We start from the raw sequence: 15651 nt of genomic DNA on the forward strand, positions 1-15651 counted from the left end.
CAACCCCTCAGAGACCTGCCTTGTCGGGCGCCCAGTACGGCTGCGTGCGGATCGAGCGACGGTCGAGTCCGACGTGCTCGCGCAGGAACGCACGGTGGCGCTGGATCGACGGTCCGTGGCCGGCGAGGTGGGCGACCGGCTCAACCGCTCCCTGGCGTCCGAGGGCCCGCAGAGCGACGAGGTTCACCGCGAGCCAGGCGTCGGTGGCCGAGCCCGGCTCGTCGCCGGCCGCCACGACGACCGCCTCCGGCAGCAGCCCGCGGACGGCGCCGACGTCGGGGGCCGGCACCTCGAGGACCGTCATGAGGTCGCGCCCCTCGGCGCGGGCCCGACGGTCCATCGCCAGCGCGAGGCTGATGACGGTGGCGTCGCCGAGGAGCAGGACCGGTCGCTCCTCGGTCGTCCAGTGGAAGGCCCGCGTCGACGACCACTGGCACAGCCGGACGTCGTCGTCGGCGGTCAGGGCCTCGACCAGGTCGTGACCCGGCGTGGGGACGTCATCGGCGACGCCGTCGCCGTGGCGCTGCACGACGATCGTGACCTCGGCGGACCCGTCGGACGTCTCGTCGAGCAGCGCGGGCGTGTAGTGGCGGAAGTCCGTGCGCGAGACGCGGAACGCCGTCACGTCGCACGGGTCGGTGGTGAGGCCGACGAGCTCCGGGCTGCGCAGGACGAGCCTGCGCAGCCCGGGCGAGATCACCTCGTTGGCCGCGACCTCGCACTCGTGCGACGCCGCGTCGACGCGGTCGGCGATGAGTCCGAGGGTGCGGCCCACGATCAGCCCTGCAGCCGCTCGAGGTCGTCGGCGAACGACTGCAGCGAGTCGGCGTACCCGCGGGCGCTCGGAGCGACCTCGACCCGCCACGGCACGTAGGCGTCGTCGGCCGCGGCCTGCACGCGCTGCCAGACCGGCTGGTCCTCGAGCAGGTCGACGTTCGCCGAACCGCCGCGCGTGTCCCACATGACGATCTCGGCGTCGGCGTAGGTGTCGGCGTTCTCCCAGCTGAGGTTGTGCCAGTACCCGCCCTCGTCGACGTCGCCCTCCTCGGGCGTGATCATGTCCAGCCCGACCTCGTCGCGCAGGTAGAGCAGGTCGATGTACGCCGGGGCGTTGGCGACGTAGAGGACGTCGGGGCTCGGCGCGACGGCCAGGATGCTCGGGTCGCCCGCCTCGGCGGCCACCTCACGGACGCGCTCGCCCGCCTCGGCGAGGGCCGCGCGGCCCTCCTCGAAGTCGGACTCCTCGGCGCCCAGCGCGGACGCGAGCCGTTCGGAGTTCTCCAGCAGGCCGTCGACCGTCTCGCCCTCGACGTTGATGGCGGCGACGTCGTAGGTGCCCTCCAGACGCTCGCGGACCTCGTCGTTGATGTACCAGAGCGTGTCGCCCCCGTACGTCGTGGTGACGATCAGGTCCGGCTCGAGCCCGGCCAGCTTCTCGAGGTCGATGTCGCCGTAGTCGCCACCCCCGGTGACGTCCTCGACGGAGGCGAGGTCGAGGTTCGGCGACTGCAGGGCGTACTCGGTCTCCTCGCCGGTCGGGGCGCCGAAGACGCCGACGACCTTCTCCCCCAGACCCATGTCGGCGAGGGCGGCGGCACTGTCCTTGTGCGCGACGATCCGCTCCGGCACGGCGTCCTGGGTGATCTCGGTGCCGGTGTCGTCGGTGTACGTCCAGCCGTCGCCGGAGTCCTCGCCGCCACCGGACCCGCAGGCCGCGAGCAGCGTCAGGGCCGCGGCGGGCAGCAGCAGCCGCAGGGAGGTGCGCGTCACGAGTTCTCCTCGAGACCGTCGGCGAAGCGGTCGAACACGTCGGCGTACGCCTGGGCGGTCGGCGGCGCGACGGACGTCCACGGGACGTAGGCGTCGTTCTGCGCGGCGGTCGTGCGGCCCCACACGGGCTGGGCCTTGAGGTCGTCGAGGCCGGCCTGGCCGACGCGGTCGTCCCAGAAGGCGATGTCGGCGTCGTACGTGTCGGCGTTCTCCCAGCTGAGGGACTCGAAGTAGCCGCCCTCGTCGGGGTTGTCCGGCGCGATGAGGTTCAGGCCCAGCTCGTCGCGGTAGTACTTCAGGTCAGGGCTGACCTCGGGGTTGGAGACGTAGAAGGTGTCAGGCGAGCCGGAGACGGCGAGGATGCTGGGGTCCTGCTCCTCGGCGATCGCCGACAGCCGCTCGGAGGCGGCGTCGAACGCCTCGCGCCCCGCGGCGAAGTCGTCCTCGTCGGCGCCGAGCGCCTCGGCCATGCGCTCGGTGGAGTCGAAGATCTCGGGCAGGGTCTTGCCGTCGAAGCTGATGACGGCGATCGGGAAGGCCTCCTCGAGGCGTGCCTGGACGTCGGCGTTGATGTACCAGAGGTCGGGCTCGAGGTAGGAGCTCGTGACGACCAGGTCGGGCTCCAGCCCGGCGAGCGCCTCGAGGTCGACGTCGCCGTAGTCGCCACCACCGGTGACGTCCTCGACCGCGTCGACGTCGAGTCCCGCGGCCTGCGTGTCGACCTCGCCGTCGGCGTTGCGGACGGGCCCGAAGACGCCCACGATCTTGTCGCCGAGGCCGAGGTCGGTGAGCGCGGCCGCGACGGAGGACTGGGCGACGATGCGGTCGGGCAGCTCGTCGAGCGCGATCTCGGTGCCGAGGTCGTCGGTGTACGTCCAGCCATCGGCACCAGCAGAGTCGTCGGAGGACCCGCAGGCTGCCAGGGAGAGGGGGAGCGCGAGCGCCAGGAGGGCGCTCGCGGCCGTGCGTCGAAGTGTCATGGAGGTGAGGCTAACCTATGTTAGGCCTTCCTCACATTGCCGGGGCGGTGACGTGCACCACCTCCGGCCCTCGTCGTCAGCGGCGCCCGGCGGCGCCGAGCAGGTCCTCGATGGTGGTGAGCTTGACGCGGGGCCGGCCGGCGGCTCGACCCGCCTTCTGCTCGGCCGCCTCGATGGCGCTCACTCCCCTGGACCGGACGAGCCGCGGCTGGCGGGACGAGAGCAGGGAGGCGAACGCCTTCGGCTTGCGGTCGGGCGCGCGCAGCACGCCGTCGGCGGCGTCGGCCAGCAGCGACGTGACCGTCTCCCCCGCGCACGCGCGGTTGGCCCCGATGCCTCCCCTGGCGCCGCGCTTGGCCCAGCCGACGACGTAGGCACCCGGCAGCGGCTCCCCCGTCGCGGGATCGACCACCCGACCCTCGGCACTCGGGATGACGCCCCGCGTCTCGTCGAACGGCAGACCGGGGACGGCGCGGCCCTGGCGGCCGGTCGAGCAGACCAGCACCTGCGCCGGGGCCTGCACCTCCCCGTCGGGACCCGAGAGCGTCACCGACTCGAGCCGTCCCTCTCCCGCGGCGCGGACGACCGACCGGCCGAAGGCCATCACGAGACGTCGTCCCTCTACGGGCTCGCCCGAGAAGTCGGTTCTGACCCGTGGCAGACCCGACAGGACGGCTGCGTTGCTGGACAGCGGCGGCTCCGAGCGCGCGGCGTCGAGCGTCGCGGCCGTGGCCGCGTCGTCCTCGACGAGCAGCTCGATGCCGTCGGGCAGGGTGAGCAGCTCCGGCCGGGTGAAGGCGGCGTGCTCCGGCCCACGACGACCCAGCAGCACCACCTCTCGTACGTCGGCGGCGCGGATGGCCTCCAGCGCGTGGTCGGCGATCTCCGTGCCGGCGAGCCGGTCGGGATCGCTCAGCAGGAGACGGGCGATGTCGAGGGCGACGTTGCCGTTGCCGATGACGAGGACCCGCGAGCCGCGCACCTGGACGTCGGTCGGGGCCACCTCCGGGTCGCCGTTGTACCAGGAGACGACCTGCGTGGCTCCGAGGACGCCGTCGAGCTCCTGTCCCTCGATGCCGGGGAGGCGGTCGTTCGGTGCGCCCACGCCGTAGACCACCGCGTCGTGGTGCTCGAGCAGCTCCTCGTGGGAGACGTGCGTGCCGACCTCGACGTTCATGAACATCCGGACCCGCGGGTGCGCGTACGTCCAGCGGAACGTGTCCCCGACCTTCTTCGTGTCGCCGTGGTCGGGGGCGACGCCCGCGCGCAGCAGGCCGCCCGCGGCCGGGAGCCGGTCGACGAAGTCGACGTCCGCGTCGCTGGCGGCCAGCAGCTCGCGCGCGGCGTAGGTCGCTGCCGGCCCCGTCCCGACGACGGCGATGCGCAGCCCGCTCGGCACCCCGGGCCGGACCCTGACATGGGTCTGCTGCTTGGGGATCTCGCGGTCCGGGCGCTCCTTGTAGAAGGAGGCGTTCAGCTCGGCGAAGACGACCTCGCCACCGCGCAGCGTCTCGACCGGCTTGACGGCCGACGCCGGGCAGGCATCGGCGCAGGCGCCGCAGTCGATGCACGAGTCCGGGTCGATGTAGAGGATGTCGGTGGTGCCGAAGTCCGGCTCGTCCGGCGTGGGGTGGATGCAGTCGACGGGGCACACCTCGACGCACGAGGCGTCGGCGCAGCAGCTCTGCGTGATCGCGAAGGCCATGCGCTGATCAGATCATGTGCACGCGGCGGTACATGCGCTTCGCGAAGCTCGTCAGCAGTCCGGCCTCGGACAGGAAGTCCATGAGGTGCACGCAGGACAGGCGCATGAGCGACTGGTGGTGGCTGTTGGACGCGGCGGCCTTCCTGGCCTCCTTGACGTCCAGGCCCGCCTCGGCGTAGACGTCGGGCTGGACGAGGCTCTTCACGATGAAGTAGCCGACCATCGCGATCATCGCGGCACTCACCTGGCGTCGGATCCGGCCCGCGCCCTTCATCGCCTCGAGGGTCTCGTGGCGCGCGAACTTCATGTGGCGCGACTCCTCGACGACATGGATCTTGCAGATCGTCTTGACCGCGGGGTTGACGCTCTCGCCGCGCATCCAGTCGCGTTGCATGACGTCGAGGACCTCCTCGGCGACGAGGATGGAGGTGTAGGCGACCTCGCCCTTGGCGATCCACTTCAGCAGACGCGCGGCGCGGTGCAAGCCCTTCGCCGGCTTGTAGGAGCGACCCGCGATCAGCTGGGATCCCCGGGCGAACATGATCGAGTGGCGGCACTCGTCCGCGATCTCGGTGAGCGCGAACTGGAACTCCGGCGACGCGTAGTCCTTGGCGTAGATGTCCTCGAGCAGCATCTGCTGCAGCAGCATCTCGAACCAGATGCCGATGCTCGCGACGCTCGCGGCCTCGTGGCGGGTCAGCAGGGCGCGTTGCTCGGGGCCCATGCGCTCCCAGAGGTCGGTGCCGTACAGCGTGCACCACTCGGGGTTCACGCCGTCGTGCAGCGGCTCCAGCGGAGCGTCCCAGTCGACCTCCTTCTCGGGGTCGTACGACAGGGTGGCCGACGACGACAGGAGCCGCTCCAGGACGCCGTCACTGTCCACGGCGTCGCGGAAGCGCTCTGCGGTGACGGTGGTGGTCTCCGGGTCGGTGAGCGTCATGTCGGGCTCCTCTGCGGGGTTCGGCGGACTCGCACGACGTTCGACGTCGGACATGTGCCATCGTCGATGTCGTATCCATACCTACGGTATGTGAACGTCGTGTTGCCCGCAAGCGACCGTGTCGAGGCCCACGTCCGGACGCGACGACGCCCGCCCCCGAAGGGAGCGGGCGTCGTCGAGCCGGCGGTGACTCAGTGCGAGTGACCGGCGTGCTCGTCCTCGGAGTCCTCGGGCTTGTCCGCCACGAGGGTCTCGGTGGTCAGCAGCATCGCGGCGATCGACGCGGCGTTGGCCAGCGCGGAGCGCGTGACCTTGACCGGGTCGAGGATGCCCTGCGCGAGCAGGTCGCCGTACGTGTCGGTGGCGGCGTTGTAGCCGTCACCGGACTCGCGAACCTTGGAGACCACGACCTCGCCGGAGACGCCGCCGTTGCGGGCGATCCACTCCAGCGGGGCGTCGGCGCCCTTGCGGACGATCCGCACGCCCACGGCCTCGTCACCGGACAGGCCGAGGTCGTCGTCGAGCACCGCGACGGCGTGGACGAGGGCGGAGCCGCCACCGGCGACGATGCCCTCCTCGATGGCCGCGCGGGTCGCCGAGACGGCGTCCTCGATGCGGTGCTTCTTCTCCTTGAGCTCGACCTCCGTGGCCGCGCCGACCTGGATGACGCACACGCCACCGGCCAGCTTCGCCAGACGCTCCTGGAGCTTCTCGCGGTCCCAGTCGGAGTCGGTGTTCTCGATCTCGGCCTTGATCTGCGCGACGCGACCGTCGACCTCGGCGGTCTCACCGCCTCCGTCGATGATCGTGGTGTCGTCCTTGGTGACGACGACGCGACGGGCGGTGCCGAGCACCTCCAGACCCACCTGGTCGAGCTTGAGGCCGACGTCCGGCGTCACGACGGTCGCGCCCGTGAGGGTCGCGATGTCCTGCAGCATCGCCTTGCGACGGTCACCGAACGCAGGCGCCTTGACGGCGACCGAGGTGAACGTGCCGCGGATCTTGTTGACGACGAGCGTGCTGAGCGCCTCGCCCTCGACGTCCTCGGCGATGATGAACAGGCTCTTGCCCTCGCCGATGACCTTCTCCAGCAGCGGCAGGACCTCGGCCACGTTGGAGATCTTGCCCTGGTTGACCAGGATGTACGGGTCGTCGAGGACGGACTCCATGCGCTCGGTGTCCGTCACCATGTAGGGGCTCAGGTAGCCCTTGTCGAACTGCATGCCCTCGGTGAAGTCGAGGCCGGTGCCGAGGGTGTTGGACTCCTCGACGGTGATGACCCCGTCCTTGCCGACCTTGTCGAAGGCCTCGGCGATGAGCTCACCGATGTGCGCGTCGCGCGAGGAGACGGTGGCCACGGACGTCATGTCCTTGACGTCGTCGACCTGGCGGGCGGTCTCGAGGAGCTTGTTCGAGACGGCCTCGACGGCGGCCTCGATGCCCTTCTTCAGACCGACCGGGTTGGCGCCGGCGGCCACGGCGCGCAGGCCCTCGTGGACCATCGCCTGGGCGAGCACGGTGGCCGTGGTGGTGCCGTCACCGGCGACGTCGTTCGTCTTGGTGGCGACCTCCTTGGCGAGCTGGGCGCCGAGGTTCTCGAAGGGGTCGTCGAGCTCGATCTCGCGGGCGACGGTCACACCGTCGTTCGTGATCGTGGGGGCGCCCCACTTCTTGTCGAGGACGACGTAGCGGCCCTTGGGGCCGAGGGTGACCTTGACGGTGTCGGCGAGCTTGTCGACACCGCGCTCGAGGGCGCGGCGTGCGGCCTCGTCGAACTCCAGGATCTTGGGCATCCGGGTTCCTTCCGTGGTGCAGGGGTGTGTGGAGTGGTCCGGGCCCTGGGGACGCCGTCGGCGTCCCCAGGGTCACGGATCAGGAGACGACGGCGAGGAGGTCGCGCGAGGACAGGATGAGGTACTCATCGCCCCCGTGCTTGACCTCGGTGCCTCCGTACTTGCTGTACAGGACGCGGTCGCCGACGGCGACGTCGACGGGGACGCGGTTGCCGTTGTCGTCGATGCGGCCGGGACCGACGGCCACGACCTCACCCTCCTGCGGCTTCTCCTTGGCGGTGTCCGGGATGACGAGTCCGGACGCGGTGGTCTGCTCGGCCTCGACGGTCTTGACGACGACGCGGTCCTCGAGTGGCTTGATGGTCGACACTGTCGACTCCCCTTTCAGGCGGTGTTCAACTGACGGAGTTCGGTGTGTGCACGCCGTCGCGGGGGTCGTGCACGGTTGGCAGTCGCACGGGGCGAGTGCCAGTTCCGAATCTAGCACTCCCCGACCAGGAGTGCTAAGAGGGAGTGGTCAGCGTCGGAAACGCTCGCGCGCCCGCTCGGCCTCGTCGCCGTCGATCCACTCCAGCACGAGCCGGCGGCCGTCGACCGTGATCGTGCGTCCGTCCCACCCCGGGCCGGGCACCAGGCGGTGGAGCAGGCGTCGCTTGTGCTCGGGCTCGGGGGCGACGAGCACCTCCACCTGCTCGAAGGGCGCACCCCACCGCGGTCGCCACCCGGCCCAGCCGACGAGGCGCCACCCGGTGCCGACCACGGTGATCGCGTGCCCGGCGTGGCGGTCGTGGTCGAGCAGCCGGGCGACGGCGCCGCGGTACCGGTCGAGGGCAGGGTCGTGCGACGGCGTCTCGTCGGCGCGGACTCCCCAGGGCACGGCTCAGCCTCCGGCCAGCTCCGCCGGCGAGCGGAGCACGCAGAGCTGGTTGCCCTCCGGGTCGGCGAAGGTCACCCAGCCGGTTCCCTCCCCGTAGATGCCCCGGCGGTCGGCCACGACCGTCGCGCCGAGCCTCTCGAGCCGTTCGACCTCGGCATCCTGGGTCCGATCGGCGGGCCGCAGGTCGAGGTGGATCCGCTTCGGCGGCAGCTCGGCCTCCGGCACCTCGATGAACAACAGCGTGTGCGGCCACGGCCCACCGGCGGGATCGTGGATCGCGCACTCCTCGTGTCCGGGCGCGTTCGGGTCCGACGGATCGTCGACGTAGCCCAGCACCTGGCGCCACCACTCGCTCAGCGCATAGGCGTCGCGGCAGTCGACGGTCGTGTGCGAGACGAAGCTGACCATCCCGCCATCATGCACCCCCGTCGACGGCGGGTGCGACGATGTGGCGGTGGACCTGGCGACCTTCGAGCGGCTGCTCACCGACGAGGGGCGAGCGCTCGTCGCCGAGGTCCACGCCCGCGCCGGCGTCGAGTCCGACCTGGCCCTCGGCACCCGCCTGCGTCGCGAGCACGACCCGGCCCTGGTCGCCGCCGCCGTCACGCAGAACCACCTGCGCAGCAAGGCCGTCGCCAAGTTCGGGCCCGACGCCGCAGACCTGTGGTTCACCCACGACGCGTTGGAGCAGAGCACCCGACACACCGTCGCGACGGCCCGCGCCGAACGCCTGCTCGACCACGGGGTGCCGGGCGTCCTCGACCTCGGCTGCAGCATCGGCGGGGACCTCCTCGCCCTCGCTCGCGTGGGCCTGCGGGTGAGGGGCGTCGAGCAGGACCCGGTGCGGGCGGCCATCGCCCGCGCCAACCTCGCGGCACTCGGGCTGGACGGGGAGGTGTCGACCGCCGACCTCGCCGAGGTCGAGGCACGAGCGGACGAGGTCGTCTTCCTCGACCCGGCCCGCCGCTCGGGCACCGGTCGGGTCTTCGACGTCGAGGCCATGGAACCGCCCTGGACGCTCGTCACGGCGCGTCTCGAGGAGCGCGCGGTGGTCAAGACGATGCCCGGGATCGAGCACCGCCACCTGCCGGACGGCGTCGAGGCGCAGTGGGTCAGCGACGGCGGAGACCTCGTCGAGGCCTGCCTGTGGAGCCCCGACCTCGCCACCACCTCCCGCCGCGCCACGCTCCTGCCCGGCCCGCTGGAGCTGACCGGCGACGGCTCCCCCGCCGAGGTGGGCCCCCTCGGCACGTGGCTGCACGAGCCCGACGACGCCGTGACTCGCGCCGGCCTCGTCGGCGCCCTCGCGCAGCGGCTCGACGCGCGCCTGCTCGACCCCCACCTCGCCTACCTGACCTCCGACGGCCCGAGCACCGACGGGCTGGCTCGCTCCTTCCGCGTCGTCGAGGAGCTGCCCTACCGCGAGAAGCAGCTGCGGGCCGCGCTCGTGGCCCGCGACGTCGGGACGCTCACGATCAAGAAGCGAGGCGTCGACGTCTCCCCCGAGAGGCTCGTCCGGCGCCTGCGGCTGGACGGCAGCCGGACGGCCGTCGTGGTGCTGGCGCGGGTCGGCTCGGGCGCACGAGCCTTCCTCGTGGAGCCTGCGGGCGGCTGAGTCCACTCCTGTCCCGCCCAGTTCGTCGATCTCGCGGACGAGGGGCGGTCCGTGCGCGATGATCGCCCCATGAAGGACCTCCGCTCACTCATGGTCAAGGTCGTCGTCGGCTCGTTCACGATCACCGCACTCTTCGGCATCGCCGCCCTGCTGTTCGGCGGCAGCCTGGACGGGACGGCGGGCAAGGTGCTCGGCACGACGGGCGTCGTGGGCGTCGAGGCGGTCGCGATCCTGTGCTACCTGGCGGTCGCCGACTCCCGACGCTCCTGGGTCGGCGTCGCCGGCGGTGTCGTCTCCCTCGTCCCGTTCGGCATCGTCCTGTGGGCGATCTGGATGCCGGAGACCGGCCTGGACTTCCCGTGGAGGACCTTCGGCGTCGGCCTGACCCTCGCGGCCTCCCTGGCGCAGGTGTGCCTCCTGCTGGCAGCGACGCAGCGACCTCGACCGGTCGTCTCCCGCCTGCTCGGCGCCACCTTGGTGGCCGTCGCCGTGGTGGCGGTCATGATCATCGTGCCGATCGTCGGCGAGCTGGACACCGGTGACGTGTACTGGCGCCTCTTCGGCGTCGTCGCCATCCTCGACGTCCTCGGGACGATCGTCACCATCGTGCTGGCACGCTTCGTCTCCGCCCGCCCCGGCGAGGCGGACACGCGCGGCGCCACCGCGCTGCCGACCCTCGACCCGGTGGTGCTCCAGCGGCTGAGCCTGGAGGCACAGCGTCGCGGCGTGAGCCCGTCGGAGCTGCTGCAGGAGCTGCTGGACCGCGAGACCGCGCGCTGACCCTCAGCGGCGCAGCACCTTCCGCGCCCAGGCGTTGCCGGCGAACTGCACCGTCTGGACGATCAGGATGACCAGCGCGATCGCCGTCCACGTGACCCACGGGTTGAACTGCCGCTGGCCGTAGGTCAGGGCGAGGTTGCCGAGCCCGTCGGCGGCGATGACGCCGACCACCGCCGTCATGTCCACGATCGCGACCGTCGCGAACGTGAAGCCGAGCACCAGCAAGCCGTAGGCCTCGGGGATCAGCACGGTGAAGACCACCCTGGTACGGCTCGCGCCCATGGACCGGGCCGCCTCGAGGACGCCGGTGTCGACGCTGAGCAGGTTCTGCTCCACGATGCGGGCGATCCCGAAGGTCGACGCCACGACGATCACGATGATGGCGTAGGTGTTGCCGATGGCGGTGACGCCGAGCCCGCGCACCGCGGACTGGAGCGCGATCGCGAGCAGGATGAACGGGATGGGACGGAAGACGTTCACCACGAGGTTCAGCGCGGTGTGCACCGCGCGGCTCGGCGCGATGCCTCCGGACCTCGTCACGTACAGCGCCGTGCCGACGACCAGACCGAGGAGGCCACCCAGCAGCAGACCACCAGCGGCGAGGTAGAGGGTGACGAAGAAGTCGGAGACGTACTGCTCCCGCAGCTCCCAGACGCGATCCATCAGCCGACCTCCCTCGCCGGGTCGACCTCGGTCAGCGGCACGAGCTCGCGCAGCCTGCCGAGCGCGGCGTCGACGTCGGCGTCGGCTCCGCGCAGCTCGAGCGTGAGGTGCCCGAACGCCCGTCCCTGCACGTCCTCCATCCCGCCGAAGACGATCTCGAACTCCACGCTCCGTGCGACGAGCTCGGCGAAGACCGCCGTCTGTGCGCTGCCGCCCGACGTCGCCTCGTCGTCGCGGAAGGTGACGGTGACCAGCCGGCCGCGGTGACGCGTCCTCAGGTGCTCGACCGCACGCTCGTCGGGCACGTCGTCGACCAGCGTCCGCACGAAGCGACGCGTGGCCTCGTGCCGCGGGCGGGCGAAGATGTCGAAGGCCGGACCCTCCTCGACGATGCGCCCCTGCTCCATCACCACGACGCGGTCGGCGATGCTCTTCACGACCTCCATCTCGTGCGTGATGACCACGATCGTGATGCCGAGCTCGTCGTTGACCCGGCGCAGGAGGTCGAGCACCTCGACGGTCGTCTCGGGGTCGAGAGCGCTGGTGGCCTCGTCGGCCAGCAGGATCGACGGGTTCGTCGCAAGCGCACGGGCGATCGCCACCCGTTGCTTCTGACCACCGGAGAGCTGCTCGGGCCACGCATGGGCCTTCTCGGCGAGCCCGACGAACGTCAGCAGCTCCACGATCCGCTCGTGTCGTTCCTGGCGGGAGAGCCCGGCGACCACGAGCGGGAACGCGACGTTGCCGTAGACGGTGCGCGAGTGCATCAGGTTGAACTGCTGGAAGATCATCCCGATGCCGAGGCGGACCTTCTGCAGGCCACGTTCACCGAGACCGGTGACCTCCGTGCCGTCGACGCGGATCGTGCCCGACGTCGCCGGCTCGAGGGCGTTGACGAGGCGCACGAGCGTCGACTTGCCCGCGCCGGAGTAACCGACGACGCCGACGATCTCCCCCGCCTCGATCGACAAGGAGACGTCGTCGACGGCCGTGACCGGCGACCCGCCCTTGCGGGCCGGGTACGCCTTGGTCACGCCCTCGATCTCGATGATGGCCATGGGACGGTCAGCCGCGCTGCTCGCGAGTGAGCTCCTCGACGTCGCGCAGGTTGGCCTGCAGCTCCTCTGCCGGGGTCTGCAGCAGCACCGCGGTGCCGCCGGAGACCTCCTGCAGGCCGTCGGTGACGGACTGGGTCTCCTGGAAGATCTCCACGAGTCGCAGGTAGGTCGGGTTCTCGGCGTCCTCGGCGCGAGCCACGAAGATGTTCACGTACGGCAGCGACTCCGGGGAGTCGGCGTCATCGGTGGCGAGTGCGTCGTCGAAGCTCAGCCCGGCGCGCTCCACGAAGTCGTTGTTGACGATCGCGGCGGCGACGTCGTCGAGACTCGTGACGGTGGTGTCGGCCGCCAGCTGCGTGACCTCGACGCGCGAGGAGTCCTCGACGTCCTGCAGGTCGGAGAAGATCGTGCCGCCGTCCGCGAGCTCGATGAGGCCGGCCTCCTGGAGCACGAGCAGTCCCCGTGCCTGGTTCGTGGTGTCGTCGGGCACCGCGACGGTGGCGCCGTCGGGGATGTCCTCGACGGAGTCGAACTGCGTCGAGTACAGGCCCAGCGGGTAGGTGGCCGTGGACCCGATCGGGGTGAGGTCCTGGCCCTCGGCGACGTTGTAGTCGGCCAGGTAGGCGCTGTGCTGGAACTGGTTCAGGTCCAGCTCGCCGGCCGCCAGGGCAGGATTCGGCTGGGTGTAGTCGGTGAAGTCGCGCAGCTCGACCTCGATGCCCTCCTCGGCGGCGGCGGCGACGAACTCGTCCCAGTAGGGGTCGCTGGCGCCGACGACGCCGATGCGGACGGTCTCGCCGTCGGCGGCGGTGTCGTCGCCACCACGGGTCAGGAAGAGGACGACTGCGGCGGCCACCACGACGAGCGCGACGACGCCCGCGATCAGCGGGACGCGGCTCTTCGGGGCCTCGATGGTGGGGGTGTTCTCGGACATGGGGGTCCTCTCTCCGGGGGTCTCCGGTGCTCGTGCGGGGTGCACTCGGGGGTGTGAGTGCCTGACCACGCTAGGAGCCAACGAGCGCTGCTCCTGACCGATTCCACGATGTGGGAACCGCCACGGCGGTCCGGCCGGGTCAGGTCGCCCGGTGGTCGGGGCGCGCGACCTGCTTGGTCAGCGCCGCGGGCGCCTGGACGCAGAAGGAGTCGGTCAGCAGCTCGGCCAGCTCGTCCAGGTCGGTGGTCTCGTCGACGACCATGCCGACGGCGTTGCCGCTCCACCCGGCCCGGAAGTACGGAGGGCCGAGGTGCTCGAACGCCGGCACCTCGACCATGTCGGCGCGGAAGGTGATCCGCAGCAGCTGGTCCTCACCGCCGAAGAGGTGGGCGAAGGTGGCGCCCTCGACGACCCATCGGGTCCCGGTCCAGGCCCTCTCCTCGACGACCTGTGGCAGGTCCGCCACGATCGCGCGGACACGACGGACCCAGGCGTCCGGCACCTCGGCTCTGGCCACGGGTCCATCGTCGCAGTGCTCACCGACGGTTCGAGGGGCACCGACCAACAGGTCGCCGACGCCATCGCCGACCTCGAGTGGCGTACACCTGATCTCGAGTGGCGCACAGCCGCCCTCGAGTGGCGCGAACTGGCAGGACACGCCGTCTCTTTTTCCCCAGTTCGCGCCACTCGCGGGAGAGGGGGGACGTGCGAGGGCCCCGACCGGCGAACCGGTCGGGGCCCTCGTCGGGGGTGGGGTCAGCAGGTCAGAAGCCCATGCCGCCCATGTCGCCCATGTCCGGGGCGCCGCCGCCGGCCGGAGCGGGCTCCGGCTTGTCGGCCACGACGGCCTCGGTGGTGAGGAACAGCGCCGCGATGGAGGCGGCGTTCTGCAGGGCCGAGCGGGTCACCTTGGCCGGGTCGATGACGCCGGCCGCGATGAGGTCCTGGTACTCGCCCGTGGCCGCGTTCAGGCCGTGGCCCGGCTCGAGACCGGCGACCTTCTCCGCGACGACGCCGCCCTCGAGGCCGGCGTTGACGGCGATCTGCTTCAGCGGGGCCGACGCAGCGGCGCGCACGATGGCGGCACCGGTGGCCTCGTCACCCTCGAGCTGCAGCTTCTCGAACGCAGCCGCGGTGGCCTGGACGAGCGCCACGCCACCACCGGCGACGATGCCCTCCTCGACGGCCGCCTTGGCGTTGCGCACGGCGTCCTCGATGCGGTGCTTGCGCTCCTTGAGCTCGACCTCGGTGGCTGCGCCGACCTTGATGACGGCGACGCCGCCGGCCAGCTTGGCGAGGCGCTCCTGCAGCTTCTCGCGGTCGTAGTCGGAGTCGCTGTTCTCGATCTCGGCACGGATCTGGTTGACCCGTCCGGTGATCTGGTCCTGCGAGCCCGCGCCCTCGACGATGGTGGTCTCGTCCTTGGTGGTGACGATCTTGCGCGCCTGGCCCAGCAGGGACAGGTCGGCAGCCTCCAGGGAGAGTCCGACCTCCTCGCTGATGACCTCGCCGCCGGTCAGGATCGCGATGTCGGCGAGCATGGCCTTGCGGCGGTCGCCGAAGCCGGGCGCCTTGATGGCGACGGACTTGAAGGTGCCGCGCATCTTGTTGACGACGAGCGTGGCCAGGGCCTCGCCCTCGACGTCCTCGGCGATGATCGCGAGCGGCTTGCCCGACTGCATGACCTTCTCCAGGACCGGGACGAGGTCCTTGATGGTCGAGATCTTGCTGTTGACGATCAGGATGTACGGGTCCTCGAGGACCGTCTCCTGACGCTCGGGGTCGGTCACGAAGTAGCCGGACAGGTGCCCCTTGTCGAAGCGCATGCCCTCGGTGAGCTCGAGGTCCAGGCCGAAGGTGTTGGACTCCTCGACCGTGATGACGCCCTCCTTGCCGACCTTGTCCATGGCCTCGGCGATGATCTCGCCCACGGAGGTGTCAGCGGCGGAGATGGACGCGGTGGAGGCGATCTGCTCCTTGGTCTCGACGTCCTTGGCCAGACCCAGCAGCTGGCTGCTGATGGCCTCGACGGCGGTCTCGATGCCCTTCTTCAGGCCCATCGGGTTGGCGCCGGCCGCGACGTTGCGCAGGCCCTCGCGCACCAGCGCCTGGGCCAGCACGGTGGCGGTGGTGGTGCCGTCGCCCGCGACGTCGTCGGTCTTCTTGGCGACCTCCTTGACGAGCTCGGCGCCGATCTTCTCGTAGGGGTCCTCGAGCTCGATCTCCTTGGCGATGGACACGCCGTCGTTGGTGATCGTGGGGGCTCCCCACTTCTTGTCGAGGACGACGTTGCGACCCTTGGGGCCGAGCGTGACCTTGACGGCGTCGGCAAGCTGGTTCATGCCGCGCTCGAGGCCGCGACGGGCCTCTTCGTTGAACGCAATGGACTTGGCCATGTGGAACTCTCCGGTTCGACGTGGTGTGGGTGGACGGTCCGATGCCCGCGACGGACGAGCGCTGCGTCAGCGGTCCCTTCCCGCCTTCGCCCACGCCCTCATCCGACCGTCCGAATGACTGGCACTCTCACTATAGGAGT

16 protein-coding genes are annotated in these 15651 nt (G+C 71.0%); 2 read left to right on the forward strand and 14 right to left on the reverse strand.

The annotated features are described in order from the left end of the window. Positions 1 to 7: 7 nt before the first annotated feature. The 9 genes from ABD213_RS08955 to ABD213_RS08995 all read right to left on the reverse strand — a co-directional run bounded on the left by ABD213_RS08955 (position 8) and on the right by ABD213_RS08995 (position 8473). Positions 8 to 775, reverse strand: coding sequence for an SIP domain-containing protein (locus tag ABD213_RS08955; protein ID WP_344327117.1), 768 nt, complete (start codon positions 773 to 775; stop codon positions 8 to 10). A 2-nt stretch (positions 776 to 777) separates the two neighbouring features. Beyond that, entirely contained in the window at positions 778 to 1770 is a 993-nt protein-coding gene (locus ABD213_RS08960) for an ABC transporter substrate-binding protein (RefSeq protein ID WP_344327119.1), read from the reverse strand. Then, entirely contained in the window at positions 1767 to 2750 is a 984-nt protein-coding gene (locus tag ABD213_RS08965) for an ABC transporter substrate-binding protein (RefSeq protein ID WP_344327122.1), read from the reverse strand. Before ABD213_RS08965 ends, ABD213_RS08960 begins: the two co-directional genes overlap by 4 nt. A gap of 76 nt (positions 2751 to 2826) precedes the next feature. Beyond that, entirely contained in the window at positions 2827 to 4455 is a 1629-nt protein-coding gene (locus ABD213_RS08970; protein WP_344327124.1) for a 4Fe-4S binding protein, read from the reverse strand. Positions 4456 to 4462: 7 nt separating this feature from the next. After that, a complete protein-coding gene (locus ABD213_RS08975; RefSeq protein WP_344327126.1) occupies positions 4463 to 5395 on the reverse strand; it encodes an AurF N-oxygenase family protein in 933 nt (310 codons plus the stop codon). A 191-nt stretch (positions 5396 to 5586) separates the two neighbouring features. After that, on the reverse strand, positions 5587 to 7188 hold the full coding sequence (groL, locus tag ABD213_RS08980; RefSeq protein WP_344327128.1) for a chaperonin GroEL: 1602 nt from the start codon (positions 7186 to 7188) through the stop codon (positions 5587 to 5589). Between the two features lie 79 nt (positions 7189 to 7267). Continuing rightward, complete coding sequence (gene groES, locus ABD213_RS08985) at positions 7268 to 7558, reverse strand: co-chaperone GroES (RefSeq protein WP_344327130.1); 291 nt, start codon at positions 7556 to 7558, stop codon at positions 7268 to 7270. Positions 7559 to 7705: 147 nt separating this feature from the next. Further along, a complete protein-coding gene (locus ABD213_RS08990; RefSeq protein WP_344327132.1) occupies positions 7706 to 8065 on the reverse strand; it encodes a hypothetical protein in 360 nt (119 codons plus the stop codon). Positions 8066 to 8068: 3 nt separating this feature from the next. After that, positions 8069 to 8473 (reverse strand): VOC family protein, encoded by a 405-nt coding sequence (locus ABD213_RS08995; RefSeq protein ID WP_344327135.1) that lies wholly within the window; start codon positions 8471 to 8473, stop codon positions 8069 to 8071. A gap of 46 nt (positions 8474 to 8519) precedes the next feature. Between ABD213_RS08995 and ABD213_RS09000 the strand changes: the two genes are divergently transcribed. Next, positions 8520 to 9680 carry a class I SAM-dependent methyltransferase gene (locus ABD213_RS09000; RefSeq protein ID WP_344327137.1) on the forward strand — a complete coding sequence of 387 codons (1161 nt, stop codon included), beginning with the start codon at positions 8520 to 8522 and terminating at the stop codon, positions 9678 to 9680. 69 nt (positions 9681 to 9749) lie between these two features. Continuing rightward, positions 9750 to 10460 carry a hypothetical protein gene (locus tag ABD213_RS09005; RefSeq protein WP_344327139.1) on the forward strand — a complete coding sequence of 237 codons (711 nt, stop codon included), beginning with the start codon at positions 9750 to 9752 and terminating at the stop codon, positions 10458 to 10460. A 3-nt stretch (positions 10461 to 10463) separates the two neighbouring features. Here the strand turns inward: ABD213_RS09005 and ABD213_RS09010 are convergent, their stop codons facing one another. The 5 genes from ABD213_RS09010 to groL (ABD213_RS09030) form a co-directional block, all read right to left on the reverse strand. Further along, entirely contained in the window at positions 10464 to 11123 is a 660-nt protein-coding gene (locus ABD213_RS09010) for a methionine ABC transporter permease (RefSeq protein ID WP_344327141.1), read from the reverse strand. Next, on the reverse strand, positions 11123 to 12181 hold the full coding sequence (locus tag ABD213_RS09015) for a methionine ABC transporter ATP-binding protein (protein ID WP_344327143.1): 1059 nt from the start codon (positions 12179 to 12181) through the stop codon (positions 11123 to 11125). The genes ABD213_RS09010 and ABD213_RS09015 overlap by 1 nt, the downstream gene beginning before the upstream one ends. A 7-nt stretch (positions 12182 to 12188) precedes the next feature. After that, positions 12189 to 13115: a MetQ/NlpA family ABC transporter substrate-binding protein gene (locus ABD213_RS09020; RefSeq protein WP_344327145.1), complete on the reverse strand. Its 927-nt coding sequence runs from the start codon at positions 13113 to 13115 to the stop codon at positions 12189 to 12191. 139 nt (positions 13116 to 13254) lie between these two features. After that, complete coding sequence (locus ABD213_RS09025; RefSeq protein WP_344327148.1) at positions 13255 to 13632, reverse strand: MmcQ/YjbR family DNA-binding protein; 378 nt, start codon at positions 13630 to 13632, stop codon at positions 13255 to 13257. Between the two features lie 247 nt (positions 13633 to 13879). Beyond that, complete coding sequence (gene groL / locus ABD213_RS09030; RefSeq protein WP_344327150.1) at positions 13880 to 15511, reverse strand: chaperonin GroEL; 1632 nt, start codon at positions 15509 to 15511, stop codon at positions 13880 to 13882. Positions 15512 to 15651: the final 140 nt, after the last annotated feature.

It is taken from the genome of Aeromicrobium halocynthiae, assembly GCF_039531385.1.
Classification (GTDB): Bacteria; Actinomycetota; Actinomycetes; order Propionibacteriales; family Nocardioidaceae; genus Aeromicrobium; species Aeromicrobium halocynthiae.

Bases quoted from the DNA above. Each gene is read 5' to 3' on its own strand.
- ABD213_RS09005 (WP_344327139.1), top strand. From the start codon at position 9,750: ATGAAGGACCTCCGCTCACTCATGGTCAAGGTCGTCGTCGGCTCGTTC.
- groL (WP_344327150.1), bottom strand. From the start codon at position 15,511: ATGGCCAAGTCCATTGCGTTCAACGAAGAGGCCCGTCGCGGCCTCGAG.
- ABD213_RS08965 (WP_344327122.1), bottom strand. From the start codon at position 2,750: ATGACACTTCGACGCACGGCCGCGAGCGCCCTCCTGGCGCTCGCGCTC.
- ABD213_RS09015 (WP_344327143.1), bottom strand. From the start codon at position 12,181: ATGGCCATCATCGAGATCGAGGGCGTGACCAAGGCGTACCCGGCCCGC.
- ABD213_RS08995 (WP_344327135.1), bottom strand. From the start codon at position 8,473: ATGGTCAGCTTCGTCTCGCACACGACCGTCGACTGCCGCGACGCCTAT.
- ABD213_RS08975 (WP_344327126.1), bottom strand. From the start codon at position 5,395: ATGACGCTCACCGACCCGGAGACCACCACCGTCACCGCAGAGCGCTTC.
- ABD213_RS09020 (WP_344327145.1), bottom strand. From the start codon at position 13,115: ATGTCCGAGAACACCCCCACCATCGAGGCCCCGAAGAGCCGCGTCCCG.
- ABD213_RS09010 (WP_344327141.1), bottom strand. From the start codon at position 11,123: ATGGATCGCGTCTGGGAGCTGCGGGAGCAGTACGTCTCCGACTTCTTC.
- ABD213_RS08970 (WP_344327124.1), bottom strand. From the start codon at position 4,455: ATGGCCTTCGCGATCACGCAGAGCTGCTGCGCCGACGCCTCGTGCGTC.
- groL (WP_344327128.1), bottom strand. From the start codon at position 7,188: ATGCCCAAGATCCTGGAGTTCGACGAGGCCGCACGCCGCGCCCTCGAG.